This is a genomic window from Acidovorax sp. KKS102 (assembly GCF_000302535.1).
Classification (GTDB): Bacteria; Pseudomonadota; Gammaproteobacteria; order Burkholderiales; family Burkholderiaceae_C; genus Acidovorax.
Window position 1 is genome coordinate 115,170 of record NC_018708.1, and the last position, 19,057, is coordinate 134,226.

Here is a 19,057-nt window from a genome sequence, read left to right on the forward strand (position 1 = left end):
AAACATGCCTAAGATGCTATCAAATTTGTAGTATTGAACACGGTGCCCAGCGCGGACAAAAAAGACAACGGAGACTCGACCCATGCCCACCCCCCATGCCACACCACGCACCCTGCCAGCCCTGGCGCTGGCCGGCGTGACCTGCCTGCTTTCGGCCTGCGCGCCGGTGCCTGTACAACCACCAGCCTCGGCGCCGGTGAGTGCCGCTGCTGAGGCTGCGCCCACGGCCACCCCGTGCCCCAAGGACCTGGCGCCCATCGCCCGCTGCCTGTCGGGCAAGGATTCGGCCGGTGCGTATTACCTGGTGGCGGTGCCGCAGCAGTGGAACGGCCACCTGGTGCTGCACGCCCACGGCGGCCCGGCCCTGGGCGCGCCGAAGATGGAGCGGTCGGTGGAGGACCTGGAGCGCTGGGCCATCATGGTCCGCGCGGGGTACGCGTGGGCGGGCAGCACCTTCCGCCAGGGCGGCGTCGAGGTGCGTGCCGCCGCCGAGGACACCGAGCGGCTGCGCCAGATCTTTGTGCGCCATGTGGCCCAGCCGCAGCGCACCATCCTGCACGGCCAGTCCTGGGGCGCCAGCGTGGCGGCCAAGGGGGCGGAGATGTTCCAGACCACGGCCGACGGCAAGCGCCCCTACGACGCCGTGCTGCTCACCAGCGGGGTGCTGGCGGGCGGCACCCGCTCGTACGACTTCCGCACCGACCTGCGCGTGGTCTACCAGTACCTGTGCAACAACCACCCCCGGCCCAACGAGGCGCAGTACCCGCTGAACATCGGCCTGCCCGCCGACGCGACGATGACCCAGGCGGACCTGGCCGCACGCGTGAACGAATGCTTGGCGCTGAACAAGCCGGTGGCCGAGCGCACGCCCGAGCAGCAGCGCAAAGTCAAAACCATCGTGGACGTGATCCGCATCCCGGCCAGCTCCATCCAGGGCCACATGAACTGGGCCACCTTCCACTTCCGCGACGTGGTGCAGCACCGCACGGGAGGCGCCAGCCCATTTGGCAACCGGGGTGTGCAATACCGCGGTTCGACCGACGACGCCGCGCTGAACGCCGCCGTGCTGCGCTACCGGGCCGACCCTGCTGCCGTGGCCCGCTTTGCGCAGGACACAGACCTGACCGGCCGCATCCCCGTGCCGGTGCTCACCGTCAAGGGCGTGGACGACCCCACGGCCTTTGTCGAGCTGGACGCGGCCTTCCGGGCCACCATGGCGCAAGGCGGCAGCGCGGCGCGCCTGGTGCAGACCTTCACCCAGCACAACACCCACAGCTACCTGAGCGACCCGACCTACCCCACGCTCATGGCGGCGCTGCTGCGCTGGGTGGACGAGGGCGCCAAGCCCACGCCCGAGGGCATTGCCCAGCAGTGCCCGGCCAACGAGGCGCGTTTTGGCAAGGGCTGCGCCTTTGTGCCGACCTATGTGCCCAAGCCCCTGAGCAGCCGCGTGGCAGACCGCGACCGTCCCTGAGAACGTGGCCCTGGGGGCTGCGCGGCGGACAAGGCATCGGCCGCGACGCACGGCCCTCGGTGGTCGCGCTAACTCCCAGGTCTCTGACCCGTCCTGAATAGCGTTGACACCCAGGACGGTTAAAAACTCCAGCCGGACTATCCGGCCAATGACGCCCGATGCACTGCATCGGGCGTTTGCATTTTCAGCGACAGATGCGGTCGCTCGCAGTTATAGATGTCGACTGACTGCTCGACCATGCGTCTGGCCTGCCCCAGATCGGCGGGGCGCTGCAGCAAGAACTCACTCTTCAAGATGCCATTGACCCGCTCGGCCAGCGCGTTCTGGTAGCAGTCGTAGCCGTCCGTCATCGAGCAGATCACGCCGTGGCGCTTGTGCAGGGCCTGGTAGTACGTCGCGCAGTACTGGATACCCCTGTCGGAGTGGTGCACCAACTGTCGGCTGCTCTGTCGCCCCGAGAGCGCCATCTTCATGGCCTGCGCCACCTCTTCGGTCTGCAGGCTCTCATGCACGTGCCAGCCGACGATCTTCCTGGAATACGCATCCGTGACCAGGCTCAGATAGACGAACTTGCCGTGTGTGGGCAAGTAGGTGATGTCAGCCACCCAGACCTGCTCGCTGCCGCTGGCGTGGATCTGTTGCGGCCCTACCTTGAGAAGGTTCGGATGGTGCCTGAAGCGGTGGTGACTGTCTGTTGTCTTGTGATACGCCCGCCGGGGTGCCACCAGCAGCCTGGCATTGCGCAGGACGTCGAACATTGCATCGCGGCCCAAGTCGATGCCTCGGCGCTGTAGCGGCTCCTGCAATAAGTGGTGCAGCTTGCGCGTGCCTATGCGTGGTTGGCGCATGCGCTGCTCGCGCACCAACTCCACCACCGTCTGCGCATTCGCCAAGCGATCGGCCTCGCGGCGCCTACCCTGGTAATACGCCTGACGGCTGTGGCCCATATGCTGGCAAGCCCTCTTCACGCTCAACCCTGCGATGAGGTTTTGCGCGAGGACTTGCCCAAAGGCTTTTTTACGATGCGCACCCCATAGTCCTTGCGCAGCACGTCGATGACGGCTTCGAATAGCCTGGCCTTCTCCTGCGCCTGTGCGAGCTGCACCTGCAGCGCCTTGATCTGCTGCTCGGGCGTGAGAGCAACAGTGTTCTTCTTGTCTATCGGCATGGCTGCAGATGATGCCGCAGGACTCCAGCCCAGGCGACCGTGCTTGCGCAGCCAGACCAGAACCGTCGAGCGACCCTGGATGCCGTAGTGCTGCTGCGCCTGTTTGTACGTGAGCTCGCCTTTTTCCACCTGCTCCACCACCGCCAACTTAAAGGCCAGTGTGTAGTCGCGCTGCGTGCGTTTGACACTTGATTCCATGACACATACCCTTTTTGAAAGGTCCTCGTGTCAACGCCAGGCAGGACGGGTCACTCGAAACAAAAAAGGCCCCGCACTGCGGGGCCTTTGCGTTGGAGCGGCTGAATAGGATCAGGCCACCGAAGCCAGCGCCTTGTTCAACGTCTCGCTGGGGCGCATCACTGCGTCCAGCTTGGCCACGTCGGGCAGGTAGTAGCCACCGATGTCGGTGGGCTGGCCCTGCACGGCGTTCAGCTCTTGCACGATCTTCTGCTCGTTCTCGGTCAGCTGCTTGGCCAGGGGCGCGAACTTGGCGGCCAGCTCGGCGTCCTCGGTCTGCGCGGCCAGCTCTTGCGCCCAGTACAGGGCCAGGTAGAACTGGCTGCCGCGATTGTCCAGCTGGCCGGTCTTGGGCGATGGGTTCTTGTTGTTGTCCAGCAGCTTGCCCGTGGCGGCATCCAGCGTCTTTGCCAGCAACTTGGCGCGCGGGTTGTTGTTCTTGAGGCCCAGGTCTTCCAGCGACACGGCCAGCGCCAGGAACTCGCCCAGCGAATCCCAGCGCAGGTGGTTTTCTTCCACCAGCTGCTGCACGTGCTTCGGAGCCGAGCCGCCCGCACCGGTTTCGTACATGCCGCCGCCAGCCATCAGAGGCACGATGGACAGCATCTTGGCCGAAGTGCCCAGTTCCATGATGGGGAACAGGTCGGTCAGGTAGTCGCGCAGGATGTTGCCGGTAGCGCTGATGGTGTCCAGGCCACGGATTACGCGCTCGAGCGTGTAGCGCATCGCACGCACCTGGCTCATGATCTGGATATCGAGGCCGGTGGTGTTGTGCTCGTGCAGGTACATCTTGACCTTGGTGATCAGCTGCGCCTCGTGCGGACGGTACGAGTCGAGCCAGAACACCACGGGCATGCCGGAGTTGCGGGCGCGCGTGACGGCCAGCTTCACCCAGTCGCGGATCGCGGCGTCCTTGGTCTGGCACATGCGCCAGATGTCGCCTTGCTCCACGTTTTGCGACAGCAGCACTTCGCCGGTGGCCAGGTCGGTGATGTTGGCCACGCCGTCTTCGGGGATCTCGAAGGTCTTGTCGTGGCTGCCGTATTCCTCGGCCTGCTGGGCCATCAGGCCCACGTTGGGCACGGTGCCCATGGTGCGGGGGTCGAACGCGCCGTGCCACTTGCAGAAGTTGATGATCTCCTGGTAGATGCGGGCGAAGGTCGATTCGGGCATCACGGCCTTCACGTCCTTCAGGCGGCCGTTGGCGTCCCACATCTTGCCGCCGTTGCGGATCATGGCGGGCATGGAGGCGTCCACGATGATGTCGTTGGGCGAGTGGAAGTTGGTGATGCCCTTGGCCGAGTCGACCATGGCCAGCTCGGGGCGGTGCTCGTGGCAGGCGTGCAGGTCGCGCTTGATCTCGTCGCGCTGGCTTTGCGGCAGGGTTTCGATCTTGGTGTACAGGTCCACCATGCCGTTGTTCACGTTCACGCCCAACTCTTCAAAAGTCTTGGCGTGTTTGGCGAACGCGTCCTTGTAGAAGATGCGCACGCAGTGGCCGAACACGATGGGGTGGGACACCTTCATCATCGTGGCCTTGACGTGCAGCGAGAACATCACGCCCGTCTTGCGTGCGTCTTCGATTTCCTTCTCGTAGAACTCCAGCAGCGCCTTTTTGCTCATGAACATGCTGTCGATCACTTCGCGGTCCAGCAGGCTGACCTTGGGCTTCAAGACGATGGCCTTGCCGCTCTTGGTGATCAGCTCCATCTTCACGTCACGCGCCTTGTCCAGCGTCATGGACTTTTCGCCGTGGTAGAAGTCGCCAGCGTGCATGTGCGACACGTGCGAACGCGAGGCCTGGCTCCATTCGGCCATGCTGTGCGGGTTCTTGCGGGCGTATTCCTTCACGGCCTTGGGGGCGCGGCGGTCGGAGTTGCCTTCGCGCAGCACAGGGTTCACGGCCGAGCCGGTGCACTTGCTGTAGCGGGCCTTGATTTCTTTTTCTTTGTCGTCCTTGGGCTGGTCCGGGTAGTCAGGCAGCGCGTAGCCCTTGGACTGCAGCTCGGCGATGGCGGCCTTGAGCTGTGCGACGGACGCGGAGATGTTGGGCAGCTTGATGATGTTGGCATCGGGCTGCAGCGTCTTCTTGCCCAGCTCGGCCAGGTTGTTGGGCACGCGCTGTTCTTCGGTCAGGTAGTCGGGGAACTCACCCAGGATACGTGCCGCCACCGAGATGTCGCTCTCCAGCACGTTGATGCCTGCCGGCGCCGCAAACGTGCGGATGATGGGCAGGAAGGAAGCCGTGGCCAGACGGGGTGCCTCGTCGGTCAGGGTGTAAATGATGGATGGTTGCTGGGTCGTCATGGCTTGTCTCACGAAACAGAGTAGGTAGATGCCCCCGGCTGCGTCGCAGCGGGGCCAAACGCGGATGCTCTCTGATTCTCCTTGCTCGGGGCTGTCACAGCCCGCTGTTTTTGCAATCGAATCTCACAATGCAAAATTATCATAAGCCCAGGGCACTTTTTTTCACCAAATAGGTGGTAATCACCCTGCGGCCCCCTGCAGTTTGATCGTCTTGGCGCCCGCGCGCCACCCCCTGCAGACCCTACGAAAAAGTCCCTGGAACAGCCACCACCCGGCCCGGCAGCACCGCAAACTGCGCCCAGTGCGCGGGCAGGGTGTCGGGCGCCGTGCCGGTGAAGGCCCCGAAGGCGGGCAGGACCAACTGCCCGTCACCCCAGCCAAAGCAGGGCGCCCGCAGCGCATCCCGCGCCGGGCCGCGCAGCCGCAGCGTGGGGTGCAGGTGCCCGGCAATCACCGTGTGGCCCGCCACGGCCTGCGGGTGGTGGCAGGCCAGCACCGGCGCATCGGCACAGGGCAACCAGGGCTCGTTGACCTGCGCCAGTGCCAGCGCCGCCGGCGGGTCGCCCGCATGCATGTCGTGATTGCCGCGCACCAGGGTCATCGCCACATGCGCATGGCGCTGGCGCCAGGGCAGCAACTGCCGCCACAGCGCATCGGCCGCGCCGCTGCGTGCGTGCAGAAAGTCCCCCAGGAACACCAGGTGGTCAGCACCGGTGGCCGCCAGCAGTGCATCGAGCCGCGCCAGGTTGTCGGCCGTGGTGCCATGGGGCACCGGCTGGCCCGCGCGGCGGAAGGTGGCCGCCTTGCCGAAATGCACATCCGCCACCATCACCATGCGCGCCGCGGGCCACCACAGCGCGCGCTGGGGCAACAGCTGCAGGGCCGTGCCGCAGGGCAGGGTGATGGCGTGCGCACCCATGGGGAGCGCAGGGACGGCCTGCGTCTCGGGGACGGATGTGTGAAAGGGATGCGTGGTCATCGTGCTCAGAATCCGTGGCGTCCGCGGGCGCGGCGGGGGGCGTCCCCAGCCGCAGCCTGGCGCGCGCGTGGTGTGCGGGGCCCAGAGCTTTCGGGCAGGTCCCACACCATGTCCGTGGGCTGCACTGCGTGCTGCGCAAGGTGGGTGCCGGTGGTGACGTCGGCCGCCTGCTCCAGCGCCTGCACCATGCGCGCCAGCCGGTCGGCCAGGGTCTCGGTGCTCAGGCGCTCGCGAAAGCGCTCCACCATCAGCGGCAGGGCGAATGGGGTGGGGCGTTCCAGCGCGTGGATGGACAGGGTCAGTGCCTGCATGCCGCGCAGTGTGTGCGCCAGGCGGTCCATGTCCAGCTCGTTCGTCAGCAGCTCGGCACGGGCCTGGGCCAGCAGCAGGTTGCCCGGGTCGTACTGCGCAAACACGTCGTAGTACAGCGAGGACGAGGCCTGCAGCTGGCGGCTGCTGCGCTGCTCGCCCGGGTGGCTTTGAAAGATGAGCCCGGCAATGCGCGCGATCTCGCGAAAGCGCCTGCGCGCCATCTCGGTGGCGTTCAGGCTGGCCAGCACTTCGTCTTCGAGCCCGCGACCGATGGTGGTGCGTGTGCCCTCGCCAATCAGGCGCGGCAGCAGCGTGGCCCAGTCCACGGGCTTGGCCGACAGCAGCTCCAGTCCGTAGTCGTTGACCGCGATGGAGAAGGTGTTGGGCACCTGCTGCGACGCGCGCCAGCCCAGCAGCCCGGCCAGGCCCAGGTGCACCAAGCGGCCCGCCAGCGGGTACAGGTACAGGTGCCACCCCTCGCGGGTGTGTAGCGTCTCGGCTACCAGGCGGCCGGGTGTGGGCAGGGCCGACCAGGCCTGCTGCAGCTCCAGCAGCGGCTGGGCGCAGCGCATCTCGGGCGTGGAGAACTCGCCGCGCTCGGCCTGCGCCAGCTGCTCGAGCATCGCATCGGCCAGCGTGTTCGACAGCGGCATGCGCCCGCCGCTCCAGCGCGGCAGGGCGGCGCTGCCCTTGGGGGCGATGCGCACATAGGCCGTCATCTGCTGGGTGCGCACCAGCTCCAGCAGCCGGCCTGCAAACATGAACACATCGCCCTTGCGCAGCCGCGCGATGAAGCTCTCTTCCACCGAGCCCAGGCGCCCGCCGCTCACAAACTGCACCTGCATGGCGGCGTCGCTCACGATGGTGCCGATGTTGCTGCGGTGGCGGCGCGCCAGGCGCGCATCGGGCACGCGCCACACACCCTCGTCGTCCGGTACCACGCGGTGAAAGTCCGGATAGGTGGCCAGCGATGCGCCGCCCTGGCGCACGAACTGCAGCGCCCACTGCCAGTCGTTGTCGGCCAACGCAGCGTAGGCGGGTGCGCGGCGCACCTCGGCCAACAGCGCATCGGGCACAAAGCCGCCGCCCAGCGCCACGGTGACCAGGTGCTGCACCAGCACATCCAGCGGCGCACGCGGCGTGTGCCGGTCTTCGATGCGGCCCTGCGCCAGCGCGTGGCGCGCGGCGGCGGCCTCCACCAGCTCCAGGCTGTGCGTGGGCACCAGCGTGATGCTGGAGCTGCGCCCCGGCGCATGGCCCGAGCGGCCCGCACGCTGCACCAGCCGCGCCACGCCCTTGGCCGAACCGATCTGCAGCACCTGCTCCACCGGCAAAAAGTCCACGCCCAGGTCCAGGCTCGATGTGCACACCACGGCCTTGAGCTGCCCGGCCTTCAGGCCTTGCTCCACCCAGTCGCGCACCTCATGCCCCAGCGACCCGTGGTGTAGCGCAAGGGTGCCCGCCCAGTCGGGTCGCGCCTCCAGCAGCGCCTGGTACCAGCGCTCGGCTTGCGACCGGGTGTTGGTGAATACCAACGTGGACGCGGCCGCTTCGATCGATTGCACCACCTGCGGCAGCAGGCTCAGCCCCATGTGGCCCGCCCACGCAAAGCGATCGGCCCGCGCGGGCAGCATCACCTGCACCTCCAGCCGCTTGTCGATGCGGCCCTGCACCAGCACGGCGGGCGGTGGTTGCGATGCGCTCGGAGCGTTGGGCACGGGCTGCGGCAGCAAGGTGTGCAGGGCCTCCTCCAGGTTGCCCAGCGTGGCCGACATGCCCCACACCTGCAGCGCCGGGTTCCAGCCCGACAGGCGCGCCAGCGCCAGCTGCACCTGCACGCCGCGTTTGTTGCCCACCAACTCGTGCCACTCATCCACCACCACCAAGCGCACGCTGGCCAGGCGCTCACGCGCATCGGCGCGGGCCAGCAGCAGCGAGACGCTTTCGGGCGTGGTCACCAGCAACGTGGGCAGGCGGCGATCTTGCGCGGCGCGCTCGCCGCTGGCGGTGTCTCCGGTTCGCAGGCCGCTGGTCCAGGTGGGGGCCAGGTCGGGCAACGGTGCCTGCAGGGCGCGCAGCGAATCGGCAGCGAGTGCGCGCATGGGCGTGATCCACAGCACGGTGAGGGGCGGTGCCGCAGCGCGGCGCGTGCGCAGGGCGGTGCGGGCGTTGGGTGCTTTGGGGGCTTTGGGGGCTCCTTCGGGCGCAGGTGCAGCATCCGCCTGTGCCAAGTGCTGCAGCGCGCCCAGCCATACCGCATAGGTCTTGCCAGCCCCTGTAGTGGCATGCAGCAGGCCCGAGCGGCCCTCGCCCATCGCGCGCCACACGTCGTGCTGGAAGCCAAAGGGTTGCCAGCCCCGCGCCGCCATCCAGGCGGCTGCGGCACTCGGTGCCACCGGGGTCAGGGCCTTGCGCAGGCGGCGGGTGGTGCTCATGCCGCAACGTCCTGCCCGGGCAACAACGCCATCAGCGTTTGCAAGGTATCGGCCTCGGCCACGGGTTTGTCCTGCCGCCAGCGCAGCATGCGCGGAAAGCGCACGGCAATGCCGCTCTTGTGGCGTGGGCTCTTTGCGATGCCTTCAAAGCCCAGCTCAAACACCAGCGTCGCATCCACGCTGCGTACGGGGCCAAAGCTTTCGCGCGTGGTCTTGCGGATGATGGCGTCCACCTGCGTAATCTCGGCATCGGTCAGGCCCGAATAGGCCTTGGCAAAAGGCACGAGCTGGCGCTCCGGGTCGTCCTGCGGCCCGGTCCACACGGCGAAGGTGTAGTCGGTGTAGAGGCTGGCACGGCGGCCGTGGCCGCGCTGGGCGTAGATGAGCACGGCGTCCACGCTCATGGGGTCGATCTTCCACTTCCACCACACGCCCACATCCTTGGTGCGGCCCACGCCGTACTGCGCGCTGCGGTGCTTGAGCATGAAGCCCTCGGTGCCTATGCTGCGCGCGGCCTCGCGCTGGCGCGCCAGGTCCGGCCAGTCGGCGCCGTGCAGCAACTCGCTCAGACGCAAGGTCTTCTGCGGTGCGGGTGCGACGGTGGTGTCGTCAGGCCGTTGCAGCGTAGCCTCTAGTAGTGCGCGCCGCGCCTGCTGCGGCTCTGTGCGCAAGTCTTGCCCAGCGTGTTCGAGCAGGTCGTAGGCCACCAGCACCACAGGCAGCTCGCGCAGCAGCTTCGGGCCCAGCGTCTTGCGGCCCAAGCGCTTTTGCAGGTCGGCAAAGGGGCGGGGCTGGGGTTCGCCCGGCAGCCACACCAGGATCTCGCCATCGACCACCGTGCCATCGGGAAGCTGCGCCATCGCGGCATCGGCCAACTCGGGAAAGCGGTCGGTCACCAGCTCCTCGCCACGCGACCACACCCACACCTCGCCCGCGCGCCGCACGATCTGCGCGCGGATGCCGTCCCACTTCCATTCCACCAGCCAGTCGCCGGGTGCGCCCAGCAGTGTGGGCATCTCGGCCACGGGCTGGTTGAACGGGTGGGCCAAAAAGAACGGGTAGGGCTGGCCTGCATCGGCAGCATCCTGCGCACAGGCATCGTCATCCACCGGCGCGATCAGCGCCTGGTAGTCGCTGGCCTGCGGCTGCCGGCCGATCTGCGTGTAGCCCATCAGCCGGTGTGCGATGCGCTTGGGGTCGAGCCCGCTTACGGTGGCCAGCGCCTGCGTCACCTGCAAGCGCGACACTCCCACGCGGAAGTTGCCGGTGATGAGCTTGAAGTACACAAAGCGCTGCTCGGGCGCCAGCATGTTCCATTGCGTGCGCAGGTGGGCGTCGGCCTCGTCGGGCGGCAGGGCGCGAAGGGGCAGCAGTTGGGCCATCCATTCGGCCAGCGTCAGTTCGGTGGGCTGGGTGGGCGGGGGCAGCAGCAGCGCCAGCGTTTCGGCCAGGTCGCCCACGGCCTCGTAGCTTTCTTCAAACAGCCACTCGGGCAGGCCGGCCGCTTCTTGCGCCAGCGCCTTCAGGCGCTTGGTGGGCACCATCTGGCGCGGTTTGCCGCCTGCCAGAAAGTAGGTGGCCCAGGCCGCATCGGCGGGCGGTGCAGCACGCAGATAAGCCACCAGCGCCGCCAGTTTGGCCGACTGCGCGGTGGTGGCGTCGAGCGCCTGGAACAGCTGGGCAAAGGCCTTCATGCAGTCACCTCGGGTGCGGGTTCGCTGTCTGGCTCGGGTGCAGCCCCTGCATCGTCTTCGTTGTCATCGGCACCGTATTCGGTCGCGAACACATGGGCGTCCAGCCCCTGCTCGCACAGCCAGCGCACCATCACGGCCGTGCTGCCGTGCGTCACGATGACGCGCTCCGCGCCCGTGGCACCAATGGCTTTCTGCAGGCTCGGCCAGTCGGCGTGGTCGCTCATCACAAAGCCCCGGTCCACGCCCCGGCGGCGGCGCGCGCCGCGCACCAGCATCCAGCCACTCGCAAAGGCGTCGGAGTGTTCGCCAAACCGCTTGAGCCAGGGGGTGCCCGCTGCCGAGGGCGGGGCCAGCACCAGTGAGCGTTTCAGGTCCGCCTTGGTCAGGCCCGGGTCCGTCACACGCAGTGTGGCTGGCAGGTCTACACCGGCCGCGCGATACACGGTGTTGAGCGGCTCCACCGCGCCATGCACCACGATGGGCCCGATGCTGGCATCCACGCCATGCAGCAGCCGCTGCGCCTTGCCAAAGGCATACGCATACAACACGCTGGCCTTGCCCGCCGCTGCATTCGTGGCCCACCAGGCGTTGATGTCGGCAAACAGCGCGGGCTGCGACGGCCAGCGGTAGATAGGCAGGCCAAAGGTGGATTCGGTGATGAAAGTGTGGCAGCGCACCGGCTCGAAGGGCGGGCAGGTGCCATCGTCTTCCAGCTTGTAGTCGCCCGAGGCCACCCATACTTGGCCGCCGTGTTCAATGCGCACCTGGGCCGAGCCCAGCACATGCCCGGCCGGGTGCAGCGACACGCGCACACCATGGTGGTCGATGACCTCGCCATAGCCCAGCGTCTGCAGATCAATGCCCGCGCCCAGCCGGTTGCGCAGCGTGCCCGCGCTGCCCTCGTGTGCCAGGTAGTGGGCCGAGCCCATGCGTGCGTGGTCTGAGTGGGCATGCGTGATCACGGCCCGCTCCACCGGCCGCCAGGGGTCGATGTAGAAGTCGCCAGGCGGGCAGTACAGGCCTTCGGGGCGGTGGACGATCAATTCATTGCGGGACATGCGTGTGGCATCGTAGGTGGCAAGGCAAAGTCGGTGGGGCTGCCCGGGCTTGCGCGGCGGGCTGTTGCAGGCGCTTTGGGCATTCAATCTGCTGCATGCGCCGGTGTTATATGCCTTATTTGCTATCAATAATGAAGCGTTTGGTCTGCGGGGTCGTCCGGCTTCTGGAGCGCGCCCTCCATCATCCCGTTGTGGATTGCGCCGTCTGCAGGACTGCGCCGCGTTCTGCGTACCGGCGCCTGTCTTTACTGCAGAACACCACGCCCGTAGGATGGCGTCGCCTGCGGCGCTGGTCCGCAGCCGGGGATTCATCCATGCGTTTGTATCCGTCGTATCGGTCGCTTTGTGCCCTGCTGGGCGGCTTGGCCATGGCCCTGTGCGCTGCAGGGGTCGCCGCCCAGGCTTCTGCCGACGCTCCCCCGCGCACCAACGCCTTCAACGACCCTTTCGTCCAAGTCACCAGCGCCATCCCGCAATGCCCCGTGCCTGAGGGCCCGCTGTACACCGAGGCCGAGGTGCGCGAGCTGGCGCATGTGCGCTCCCAACATGGCGGTAGTTGTCACCGCGTGGGGCGCTGTCGCCTGCCCAACTCCTACCTGTACGACGCCGAGATCATCCCGCGCGTGCAGCGCTACATCCAGCAGGACGGCCGCTTTGACGACACCAGCGTGTGGGTGCTGGGCGAGCGGCGGCTGGTGACGCTCAAGGGCTGCGTGCAGTCGCATGCGCAGTCCGACGCGCTGGAGAAGGCCGTGTGGCTGGTGGACGATGTGATGGGGGTGATCAACCTGCTGCAGGTGGGGACGGATGCAGCGGCGGCGCGGTACCCGCTGGCTGTGCCGCAAAAGCCGTGACATGCGCGGCCAGTTGGCTGCGCGTATCCCAGGCGCAGTGATTGCGCGATGGTCCTGGCGCCAGCGATGAATCACCGGCACCACACCGCTTGCCAAGCGCTTGGGCTGGTGCGCGTCCTGCTGCATATTGCCGGTTCGTAACGCTTCATTGATGAGGGAGTTTTCATGCCATTCAAGTTTTCATTGCCAGCGGCAGCCACCCTGGCCCTGGCAGTCGTTGTTTCCCCCGCCGTGTCGGCCAAACCCTTCAAGTGGTCCGGCTCCAGTGACATCCAGACCATGGACATCCATTCGCAGAACAGCGCTCTGGGCAACGGCATCCATGCGGCGGTGTATGAATCGCTGGTGATGTTCAACAGCCGCACGCTCAGGGTGGAGCCGCTGCTGGCCACGTCGTGGCAGCCGGTCAGCCCCACGCAGATGCGCTTCAAGCTGCGCCAGGGCGTGAAGTTCAGCGACGGCTCGCCCATGACGGCGGACGATGTGGTCTATTCGCTGCAGCGCGCGATGAGCAAGACCTCCACCTACGCCATCTACACCCAGGGCATGGACCGCATTGCCAAGGTGGATGGCGAGACCATCGACATCTTTTTGAAAAACCCCAACCCCGTGCTTCTCAACCAGCTGACCGAGCTGCGCGTGATGAGCAAGGCCTGGGCCGAGAAGAACAACGCAGTGGAGCCCAAGGACATCAAGGCGAAGGACGAAACCTATTCGCACCGCAATGCCATGGGCACCGGGCCTTTCGTGCTCAAGGAATGGGTGCCCGACCAGAGGATCGTGTTCGCCACCAATCCCCATTGGTGGAATGCCGGCAAGGTCGAAGGCAACGTGACCGAAATCACCTATCTGCCGATCAAGTCCGAGGCCACGCGCGTCGCCGCGCTGCTCTCCGGCGAGGTCGACATGGTGCGCGACACCAGCATCCAGGACCTGGGCCGGCTCAAGGCCAACCCCAGCCTCAAGGTGATGGAGATGGTGGAGAACCGCACCGTGTACCTGGCCATGGACCAGTTCCGCGACGAGCTGCCGAGCAGCAACATCAAGGGCAAGAACCCGCTGAAGGACCTGCGCGTGCGCAAGGCGCTGTACCAGGCCATCGATGGCGTAACGCTGCAGCGCGTGACCATGCGCGGCATGTCCAAACCCACCGGCGCCATGGTGTCGCCCCTGGTCAACGGGTGGACCGACGCGGTGGACAAGCGTCTGCCCTACGACCCCAATGCCGCCAAAGAGCTGCTGACGCATGCCGGCTACAGCGATGGCTTTGAGGTGGACTTTGCCTGCAGCAACAACGCCATCGTGCAGGACGAGCAACTGTGCCAGGCGATCACCGCCATGTGGTCGCGCATCGGCGTCAAGGCCAAGCTGCGCACCATGCCCGCCGTGAGCTACTACCCCATGGCCCAGCGCCACGAGGCCAGCATCGCGCTGCTGAGCTGGGGCGTGCCCACGTTCGATGCGCTCTACACGCTGCAGTCGCTCACCCGCACCAAGACCACGGGCGGCGACGGCAACTACAACCTGGGCCGCTATAGCAACGAGCGCATGGACTACATCGTGGACCGCGTGAAGACCGAGACCGACCTGCCCGTGCGCAACCGCTTATTGACCGAAGGCCTGCAGCTGCAGAACGACACCGTGGCCCACATCCCCCTGCACAACCAGATGCTGGCCTGGGCCATGAAGAAAAACGTGGAGCTGGTGCAGCGGCCGGACAACCGCATCGACTGGCGTTTGATCAAGGTGAACTGAGTCGCTTCCTGAGGTGCTGGTCTGCGCCCGGCCCACGGCGCAAGTCTGCGTCAGCGCGCAGGTTGCAGCATGATGATTGCCATGCCGGCCAGCGCCACCAGCACCCCCGCCACATCCCACGGCGTGGGGCGGATGCCATCCACCGCCCACAGCCATACCAGTGCCACCCCGATATAGACCCCGCCGTAGGCCGCATACACGCGGCCTGCGCCAGTGGTGTCGTGCAGCGTCAAGAGCCAGGCAAATAGCGCCAGGCTCGCGGCAGCAGGCAACAGGAGCCACGCGGGCTTGCCTTGCTTGAGCCAGAGCCAGGGCAGGTAGCAGCCCACGATTTCAGCGAGGGCCGTGGCGATGAAAAGCAGCAGGGTATTCAGCATGGTGCGGGGCCTTGTGCGGCGCTGGGGTTCGGGGCATCCGGGTGGGTGGCCAGCCACTGGCGCAGCGCCAGCTCGCCCTTGGGGGTGAAGTGCACCACGCGCGAGTCCTGAGCGCGGTGGGCCCATCCCCCATCGAAGAGGCACTGCAGCAGCGCCGCGCCCAGGGCGCCGCCCAGGTGGTGGCGGCGCTCGCTCCAGTCCAGGCAGGGGCGGCACACCATGCGCCGTTGCTGCCCCAACGTGGACGTGTCGATCCCCACGTGCGCAAACCACTGCGCGCCAGCGGGCGTGATGGCCGACCCCTGGGGTGTGGCCTGCAGCATGCCCTGGCGTACCAGTGCTTCATAAAACTGCACGCCCACCTCGCCCGCCAAGTGGTCGTAGCACATGCGCGCGCGGCGCAGCGCAGGCTCCCGGGGGCTGGCGCGCAGCCGCACGGCACCGGCGCGAAACGCCACGTTCATCAGCGACTCCAGCAAGTGGGCTACATCCCGGTCCGCCAGCCGGAAGTAACGGTGCCGGCCCTGGCTCTCCACGGCGATCAGGCCCGCATCCAGCAGCTTGGCGAGGTGGGCGCTGATGGTCTGCTTGGTCACGCCTGCAATGTCGGCCAGCTCGGTGGCCGTGAGGGCGCGGTCTGCCATCAGGGCGGTGAGGACTTCGGCGCGTGCGCTGTCGCCGATGAGCGCGGCAATGCGCGCAATGTGGGGGCCGTCTTTCATGGTTCGATCTTGGGCGAACCATTGAGCGCCGTCAACCGCCTATCGTGAAGCCCTTGTCCACCAGCCACTCCTGAACGCCATGATCACCTGCTTCATTCGCTACGAAATCGATCCCTTTCAGCGCGAGGCGTTTGCCGAATACGCGCGCCGCTGGGGCCAGATCATTCCCCGCTGCGGCGGCCACCTGCTGGGCTACTTCCTGCCACACGAAGGCAGCAACTACGAGGCCTGGGGTTTGATCGGCTTTGACTCGCTGGCCGCCTACGAGGCCTACCGCGCCTGCCTGCGCGCCGACCCCGAAGGCCGTGCCAACTTTGCGCTGGCGCAGGAAAAGTGCTTCATCCTGCGCGAGGAGCGCACGTTCACGCAGGGGGTGGAAGGCACATTGGGCTTGCCTGCCCACCGCCAGGAGCCTGCTGCATGATGGCCGTGATCTTTGAAGTTCAACCAGCGCCCGGCCAGTAGGACGCCTACCTTCAAGCGGCTGCAGCGCTGCGTCCGCTGCTGGAGCAAGTGGATGGCTTCATTTCCATTGAGCGCTTTCAGAGCCTGACCGAGCCAAGCCGTTTGCTGTCGCTGTCCTTTTGGCGCGACGAGGAAGCCGTGGCCCGTTGGCGGCAGATGGAAGCCCACCGTCACACCCAGCGGCTGGGCCGCGCCAGCATTTTCCGTGACTACCGTTTGCGTGTGGCCGCTGTGGTACGGGACTACGGCATGCACGATCGGGAAGAAGCGCCGCCGGATTCGCGCGCCACGCTGGAAACTGGCATGCCGTAGGTCGTTGCATTCGGCCGAAAGTACATGAATCGCTTGGTGATCTTCACGTTAGCGCCCCGCACTCATCCAGCAGTGGCAGGCCGGGTGACCGGAGCAACTCCATGCCCGCTTCTGCGCTTTCTAGATGCGCGGGCACATCTTCTCAGTCACTCTGCGTTCTGATCTCATGACCGCCTTGGCTGGCCATGCTGAAAAAGGGCAACAAACGAACGACGGTGTTCACCAGGGACTTGTTGGCGCTACCGCCGTTGATAGCCAGCAGCGCAATCAGTTCATGCAACAGTGCGCTGGCTTGTGCGGATGAGATACGGGGATCGTCGTAGTACGCCTCCCATAGCGCTGAAAGTGCCGGGAACTGAGGAGCGTTGGCCTGGGCCAGCGCAAAGATGAACTCTTCCTGGTGCTGGATGGCTTCGTGCTGGTCGTTGGCGTACATGTCAAATGGCATAGGCTTTCTGTGCACTGTCAAAACGCGCTCGCACGGACGCAACACACGTCAGGGGCAGGGGCGTGGTGCTATGCACGCGCAGGCTCGGTAGCCAAGTGCGCGTCGATTTCTTTGGCAATGCGCCCCAGGGCCAACCACACCGTACGCTCGCGTTGGTAAGGCACGGCGCCGGCCACCGGGATACTGGTTTGGCCAAGCCCGGAAAGTATGTTCTTTCTTTCGTCCTTGGGAAGAATGGCGACGTGTTGATAGGGCTGATAAGAGGTCTTTGAAAGCACCAGCGTCGCATCGCTCTCGGTAACCTGTGCGGGCATCTCTGATGGCGAGGCAAAGCGCTGGCCGAGGACCGAAAAGACGGGATCCACGCTGTTCTCCAGCTCCGCAAACCCCACCAGCACCAACAGGGCCGAGCCTCCTAGGGGCAGGTCCAAAGAGAAAACCGTTCCCACAGGGGCTGTGGTCCTGGTCTTCTTTGGCTGCGGTGGTGAAACCCGAATCGGCTTTTCCGGCGGTTGGGGCGTGTGGAGGCGGGCCTCCAGTGCCTGAAGGGTTTTGCGGCGCAATGCGACGTCGTCAGGTGTATCCCGCTCCCACACATCAATATCGCCACCCGCCTGCAGCAGCGAAAGGGCTATGTCTTTCAGTGCCTGATCCAGTCGCCCATAGCGCCATGCGGTGTCGGCCAGGGCGAGGTACACGAGGCAGGCGATTTCCGTGTTGGTGAGCAGATCGCCGTATTGGGCCAGGATCTTCTGGCAAGCCTCCTCGGCAGAGAGTCCGTGCGTCAGGTGCCGGACATAGTCGTCGCGAACATCACAGCTTGTGTCGTTGGCAAAGAGACCCGCTCCCCAAGCACCCACGTTGACCTCTCTTGTTGTTCATTGATGGGTACGGAGATGCACCCGGTGGCACCCCCGCCATCTTTTTGCGGCTCGATCGGCCATGGGTTCCGCCGTCCCGGGGGACGGCCCCATGCCCTCACATCGCAAAAATCTTGCCGGGGTTCAGGATGTTATTCGGGTCCAGCGCGCGCTTGATGGCGCGCATCATGTCTACCGCGCCGGTGCCGGTTTCGTCCAGCAAAAAGCCCATCTTGTGGATGCCCACGCCGTGTTCACCTGTGCAGGTGCCCCCCATGCTCAGGGCGCGGGCCACCAGGGTGTGGTTCATGGCTTCGGCCTTGGTGCGTTCTTCGGCGCTGTTCGGGTCGATGAGGTAGCCGAAGTGGAAGTTGCCGTCGCCCACGTGGCCGACGAGGAAGTAGGGGATGCCGCTGGCTTCGACCTCGTCCACCGATTCGAGCAGGCAGTCGGCCAGGCGGCTGATGGGCACGCAGGTGTCGGTGCTGATGGCGCGGCAGCCGGGGCGGCTTTGCACGGCTGCAAAGTAGGCGTTGTGCCGGGCGGTCCACAAGCGGGTGCGTTCTTCGGGGGTGCTGGCCCATTCAAAGGCCTGGCCGCCAAATTCGCTGGCAATGTCTTGCACCATCTCGGCCTGTTCCTTCACGCTGGCGGGCGAGCCGTGGAACTCCATCAGCAGCATGGGCTCTTCGCGCAGGGTCAGCTTGCTGTGCGCGTTCACCATGCGCACGGTGTGGTGGTCGATGAGTTCCACGCGCGCAATCGGCACGCCGATCTGGATGATCTGGATGGTGGTGCGCACGGCCGCTTCGATGCTGGGGAAGGAGCAGATGGCGGCGCTCACCGCTTCGGGCAGCGGGTACAGGCGCACGGTGATCTCGGTCATGATGCCCAGCGTGCCTTCGCTGCCCACCATCAGGCGCGTGAGGTCGTAGCCCGCGCTGCTTTTCTTGGCGCGGGTGCCGGTGTGGATGACTTCGCCGCTGGCGGTCACCACCTCCAGCGCCAGCACGTTCTCGCGCATGGTGCCGTAGCGCACGGCGTTGGTGCCGCTGGCGCGCGTGGCGCTCATGCCGCCAATGCTGGCATCAGCGCCAGGGTCGATGGGGAAGAACAGGCCCGTGTCCTTAATGGCTTCGTTGAGCTGCTTGCGCGTGATGCCGGGCTGCACCGTCACGGTGAGGTCTTCGGCGTTGATGCTGAGCACCTGGTTCATGCGGCTCACATCGATGCTGATGCCGCCCTGCACGGCCAGCAGGTGGCCTTCGAGCGACGAGCCCGCGCCGTAGGGGATCACGGGCACGTCGTACTGGCTGGCCAGCTTGACCGCGTCGGCCACATCTTGCGTGCTTTCGGCAAACACCACGGCGCTGGGCGGCGGGGCCTGCAGCGAGCCCTCGTCGCGCCCGTGCTGCTCGCGCACGGCCTGGGCCAGCGAGCACTGCGCGCCGAAGCGGGCCTGCAGTGCATCGATGAGGGCCTGGGGCACGTCGCGCAGTTGGATTTCGGGCAGCAGGTGGGCGGCAGCGGTGGGGGCGTTCATGGTGTGTGTCTCCGGTGGGTGCGGTCAGTGAGAAGCATTCTAGGTTCGGCCCCGTGG

The 19,057-nt window shown here is 66.3% G+C and carries 15 protein-coding genes and 1 pseudogene; 5 read left to right on the forward strand and 11 right to left on the reverse strand.

What is annotated here, in order from left to right; genetic code table 11:
* The first annotated feature begins 82 nt into the window (after positions 1-82).
* Positions 83-1,474 (forward strand): hypothetical protein, encoded by a 1,392-nt coding sequence (locus C380_RS00540; protein ID WP_015011935.1) that lies wholly within the window; start codon positions 83-85, stop codon positions 1,472-1,474.
* Between the two features lie 137 nt (positions 1,475-1,611).
* On the opposite strand, the gene C380_RS00545 is transcribed toward C380_RS00540, so the two are convergent.
* From C380_RS00545 to C380_RS00575, 6 genes are all read right to left on the reverse strand, one after another.
* A protein-coding gene (locus C380_RS00545) for an IS3 family transposase (protein ID WP_369750442.1) occupies positions 1,612-2,840 on the reverse strand; the annotation gives its coding sequence in 2 pieces (ribosomal slippage) (positions 1,612-2,495 and positions 2,495-2,840; 1,230 coding nt in all).
* Between the two features lie 111 nt (positions 2,841-2,951).
* A complete protein-coding gene (locus tag C380_RS00555; protein ID WP_015011938.1) occupies positions 2,952-5,186 on the reverse strand; it encodes an NADP-dependent isocitrate dehydrogenase in 2,235 nt (744 codons plus the stop codon).
* A gap of 241 nt (positions 5,187-5,427) precedes the next feature.
* On the reverse strand, positions 5,428-6,165 hold the full coding sequence (gene pdeM, locus C380_RS00560; protein WP_015011939.1) for a ligase-associated DNA damage response endonuclease PdeM: 738 nt from the start codon (positions 6,163-6,165) through the stop codon (positions 5,428-5,430).
* Between the two features lie 5 nt (positions 6,166-6,170).
* Positions 6,171-8,912, reverse strand: coding sequence for a ligase-associated DNA damage response DEXH box helicase (locus tag C380_RS00565; protein WP_015011940.1), 2,742 nt, complete (start codon positions 8,910-8,912; stop codon positions 6,171-6,173).
* A complete protein-coding gene (locus tag C380_RS00570; protein WP_015011941.1) occupies positions 8,909-10,606 on the reverse strand; it encodes an ATP-dependent DNA ligase in 1,698 nt (565 codons plus the stop codon). The genes C380_RS00565 and C380_RS00570 overlap by 4 nt, the downstream gene beginning before the upstream one ends.
* Positions 10,603-11,664, reverse strand: coding sequence for a ligase-associated DNA damage response exonuclease (locus C380_RS00575; protein WP_015011942.1), 1,062 nt, complete (start codon positions 11,662-11,664; stop codon positions 10,603-10,605). The genes C380_RS00570 and C380_RS00575 overlap by 4 nt, the downstream gene beginning before the upstream one ends.
* Before the next feature lie 314 nt (positions 11,665-11,978).
* Between C380_RS00575 and C380_RS00580 the strand changes: the two genes are divergently transcribed.
* Positions 11,979-12,518 (forward strand): BON domain-containing protein, encoded by a 540-nt coding sequence (locus C380_RS00580; protein ID WP_015011943.1) that lies wholly within the window; start codon positions 11,979-11,981, stop codon positions 12,516-12,518.
* A gap of 165 nt (positions 12,519-12,683) precedes the next feature.
* Complete coding sequence (locus C380_RS00585; RefSeq protein ID WP_015011944.1) at positions 12,684-14,273, forward strand: ABC transporter substrate-binding protein; 1,590 nt, start codon at positions 12,684-12,686, stop codon at positions 14,271-14,273.
* A gap of 50 nt (positions 14,274-14,323) precedes the next feature.
* On the opposite strand, the gene C380_RS00590 is transcribed toward C380_RS00585, so the two are convergent.
* Together C380_RS00590 and C380_RS00595 are read right to left on the reverse strand one after the other, a co-directional pair.
* The gene (locus C380_RS00590; RefSeq protein ID WP_015011945.1) at positions 14,324-14,650 is read right to left on the reverse strand and encodes a YnfA family protein; all 327 of its coding nucleotides are present in this window, start codon (positions 14,648-14,650) and stop codon (positions 14,324-14,326) included.
* On the reverse strand, positions 14,644-15,372 hold the full coding sequence (locus C380_RS00595) for a helix-turn-helix transcriptional regulator (RefSeq protein WP_015011946.1): 729 nt from the start codon (positions 15,370-15,372) through the stop codon (positions 14,644-14,646). Before C380_RS00595 ends, C380_RS00590 begins: the two co-directional genes overlap by 7 nt.
* A 79-nt stretch (positions 15,373-15,451) precedes the next feature.
* Between C380_RS00595 and C380_RS00600 the strand changes: the two genes are divergently transcribed.
* Both C380_RS00600 and C380_RS00605 read left to right on the forward strand, forming a co-directional pair.
* Positions 15,452-15,796: an NIPSNAP family protein gene (locus C380_RS00600; protein ID WP_015011947.1), complete on the forward strand. Its 345-nt coding sequence runs from the start codon at positions 15,452-15,454 to the stop codon at positions 15,794-15,796.
* Positions 15,793-16,149, forward strand: a pseudogene (locus tag C380_RS00605) (antibiotic biosynthesis monooxygenase). The gene C380_RS00600 and the pseudogene C380_RS00605 overlap by 4 nt, the downstream one beginning before the upstream one ends.
* Positions 16,150-16,291: 142 nt before the next feature.
* Here the strand turns inward: C380_RS00605 and C380_RS00610 are convergent.
* The 3 genes from C380_RS00610 to C380_RS00620 all read right to left on the reverse strand — a co-directional run bounded on the left by C380_RS00610 (position 16,292) and on the right by C380_RS00620 (position 19,000).
* Positions 16,292-16,585 (reverse strand): hypothetical protein, encoded by a 294-nt coding sequence (locus C380_RS00610; RefSeq protein ID WP_148279900.1) that lies wholly within the window; start codon positions 16,583-16,585, stop codon positions 16,292-16,294.
* A gap of 80 nt (positions 16,586-16,665) precedes the next feature.
* Positions 16,666-17,457, reverse strand: coding sequence for a hypothetical protein (locus C380_RS23895; RefSeq protein ID WP_015011950.1), 792 nt, complete (start codon positions 17,455-17,457; stop codon positions 16,666-16,668).
* A 118-nt stretch (positions 17,458-17,575) separates the two neighbouring features.
* On the reverse strand, positions 17,576-19,000 hold the full coding sequence (locus C380_RS00620) for an FAD-binding oxidoreductase (protein ID WP_015011951.1): 1,425 nt from the start codon (positions 18,998-19,000) through the stop codon (positions 17,576-17,578).
* Between the last annotated feature and the right edge of the window lie 57 nt (positions 19,001-19,057).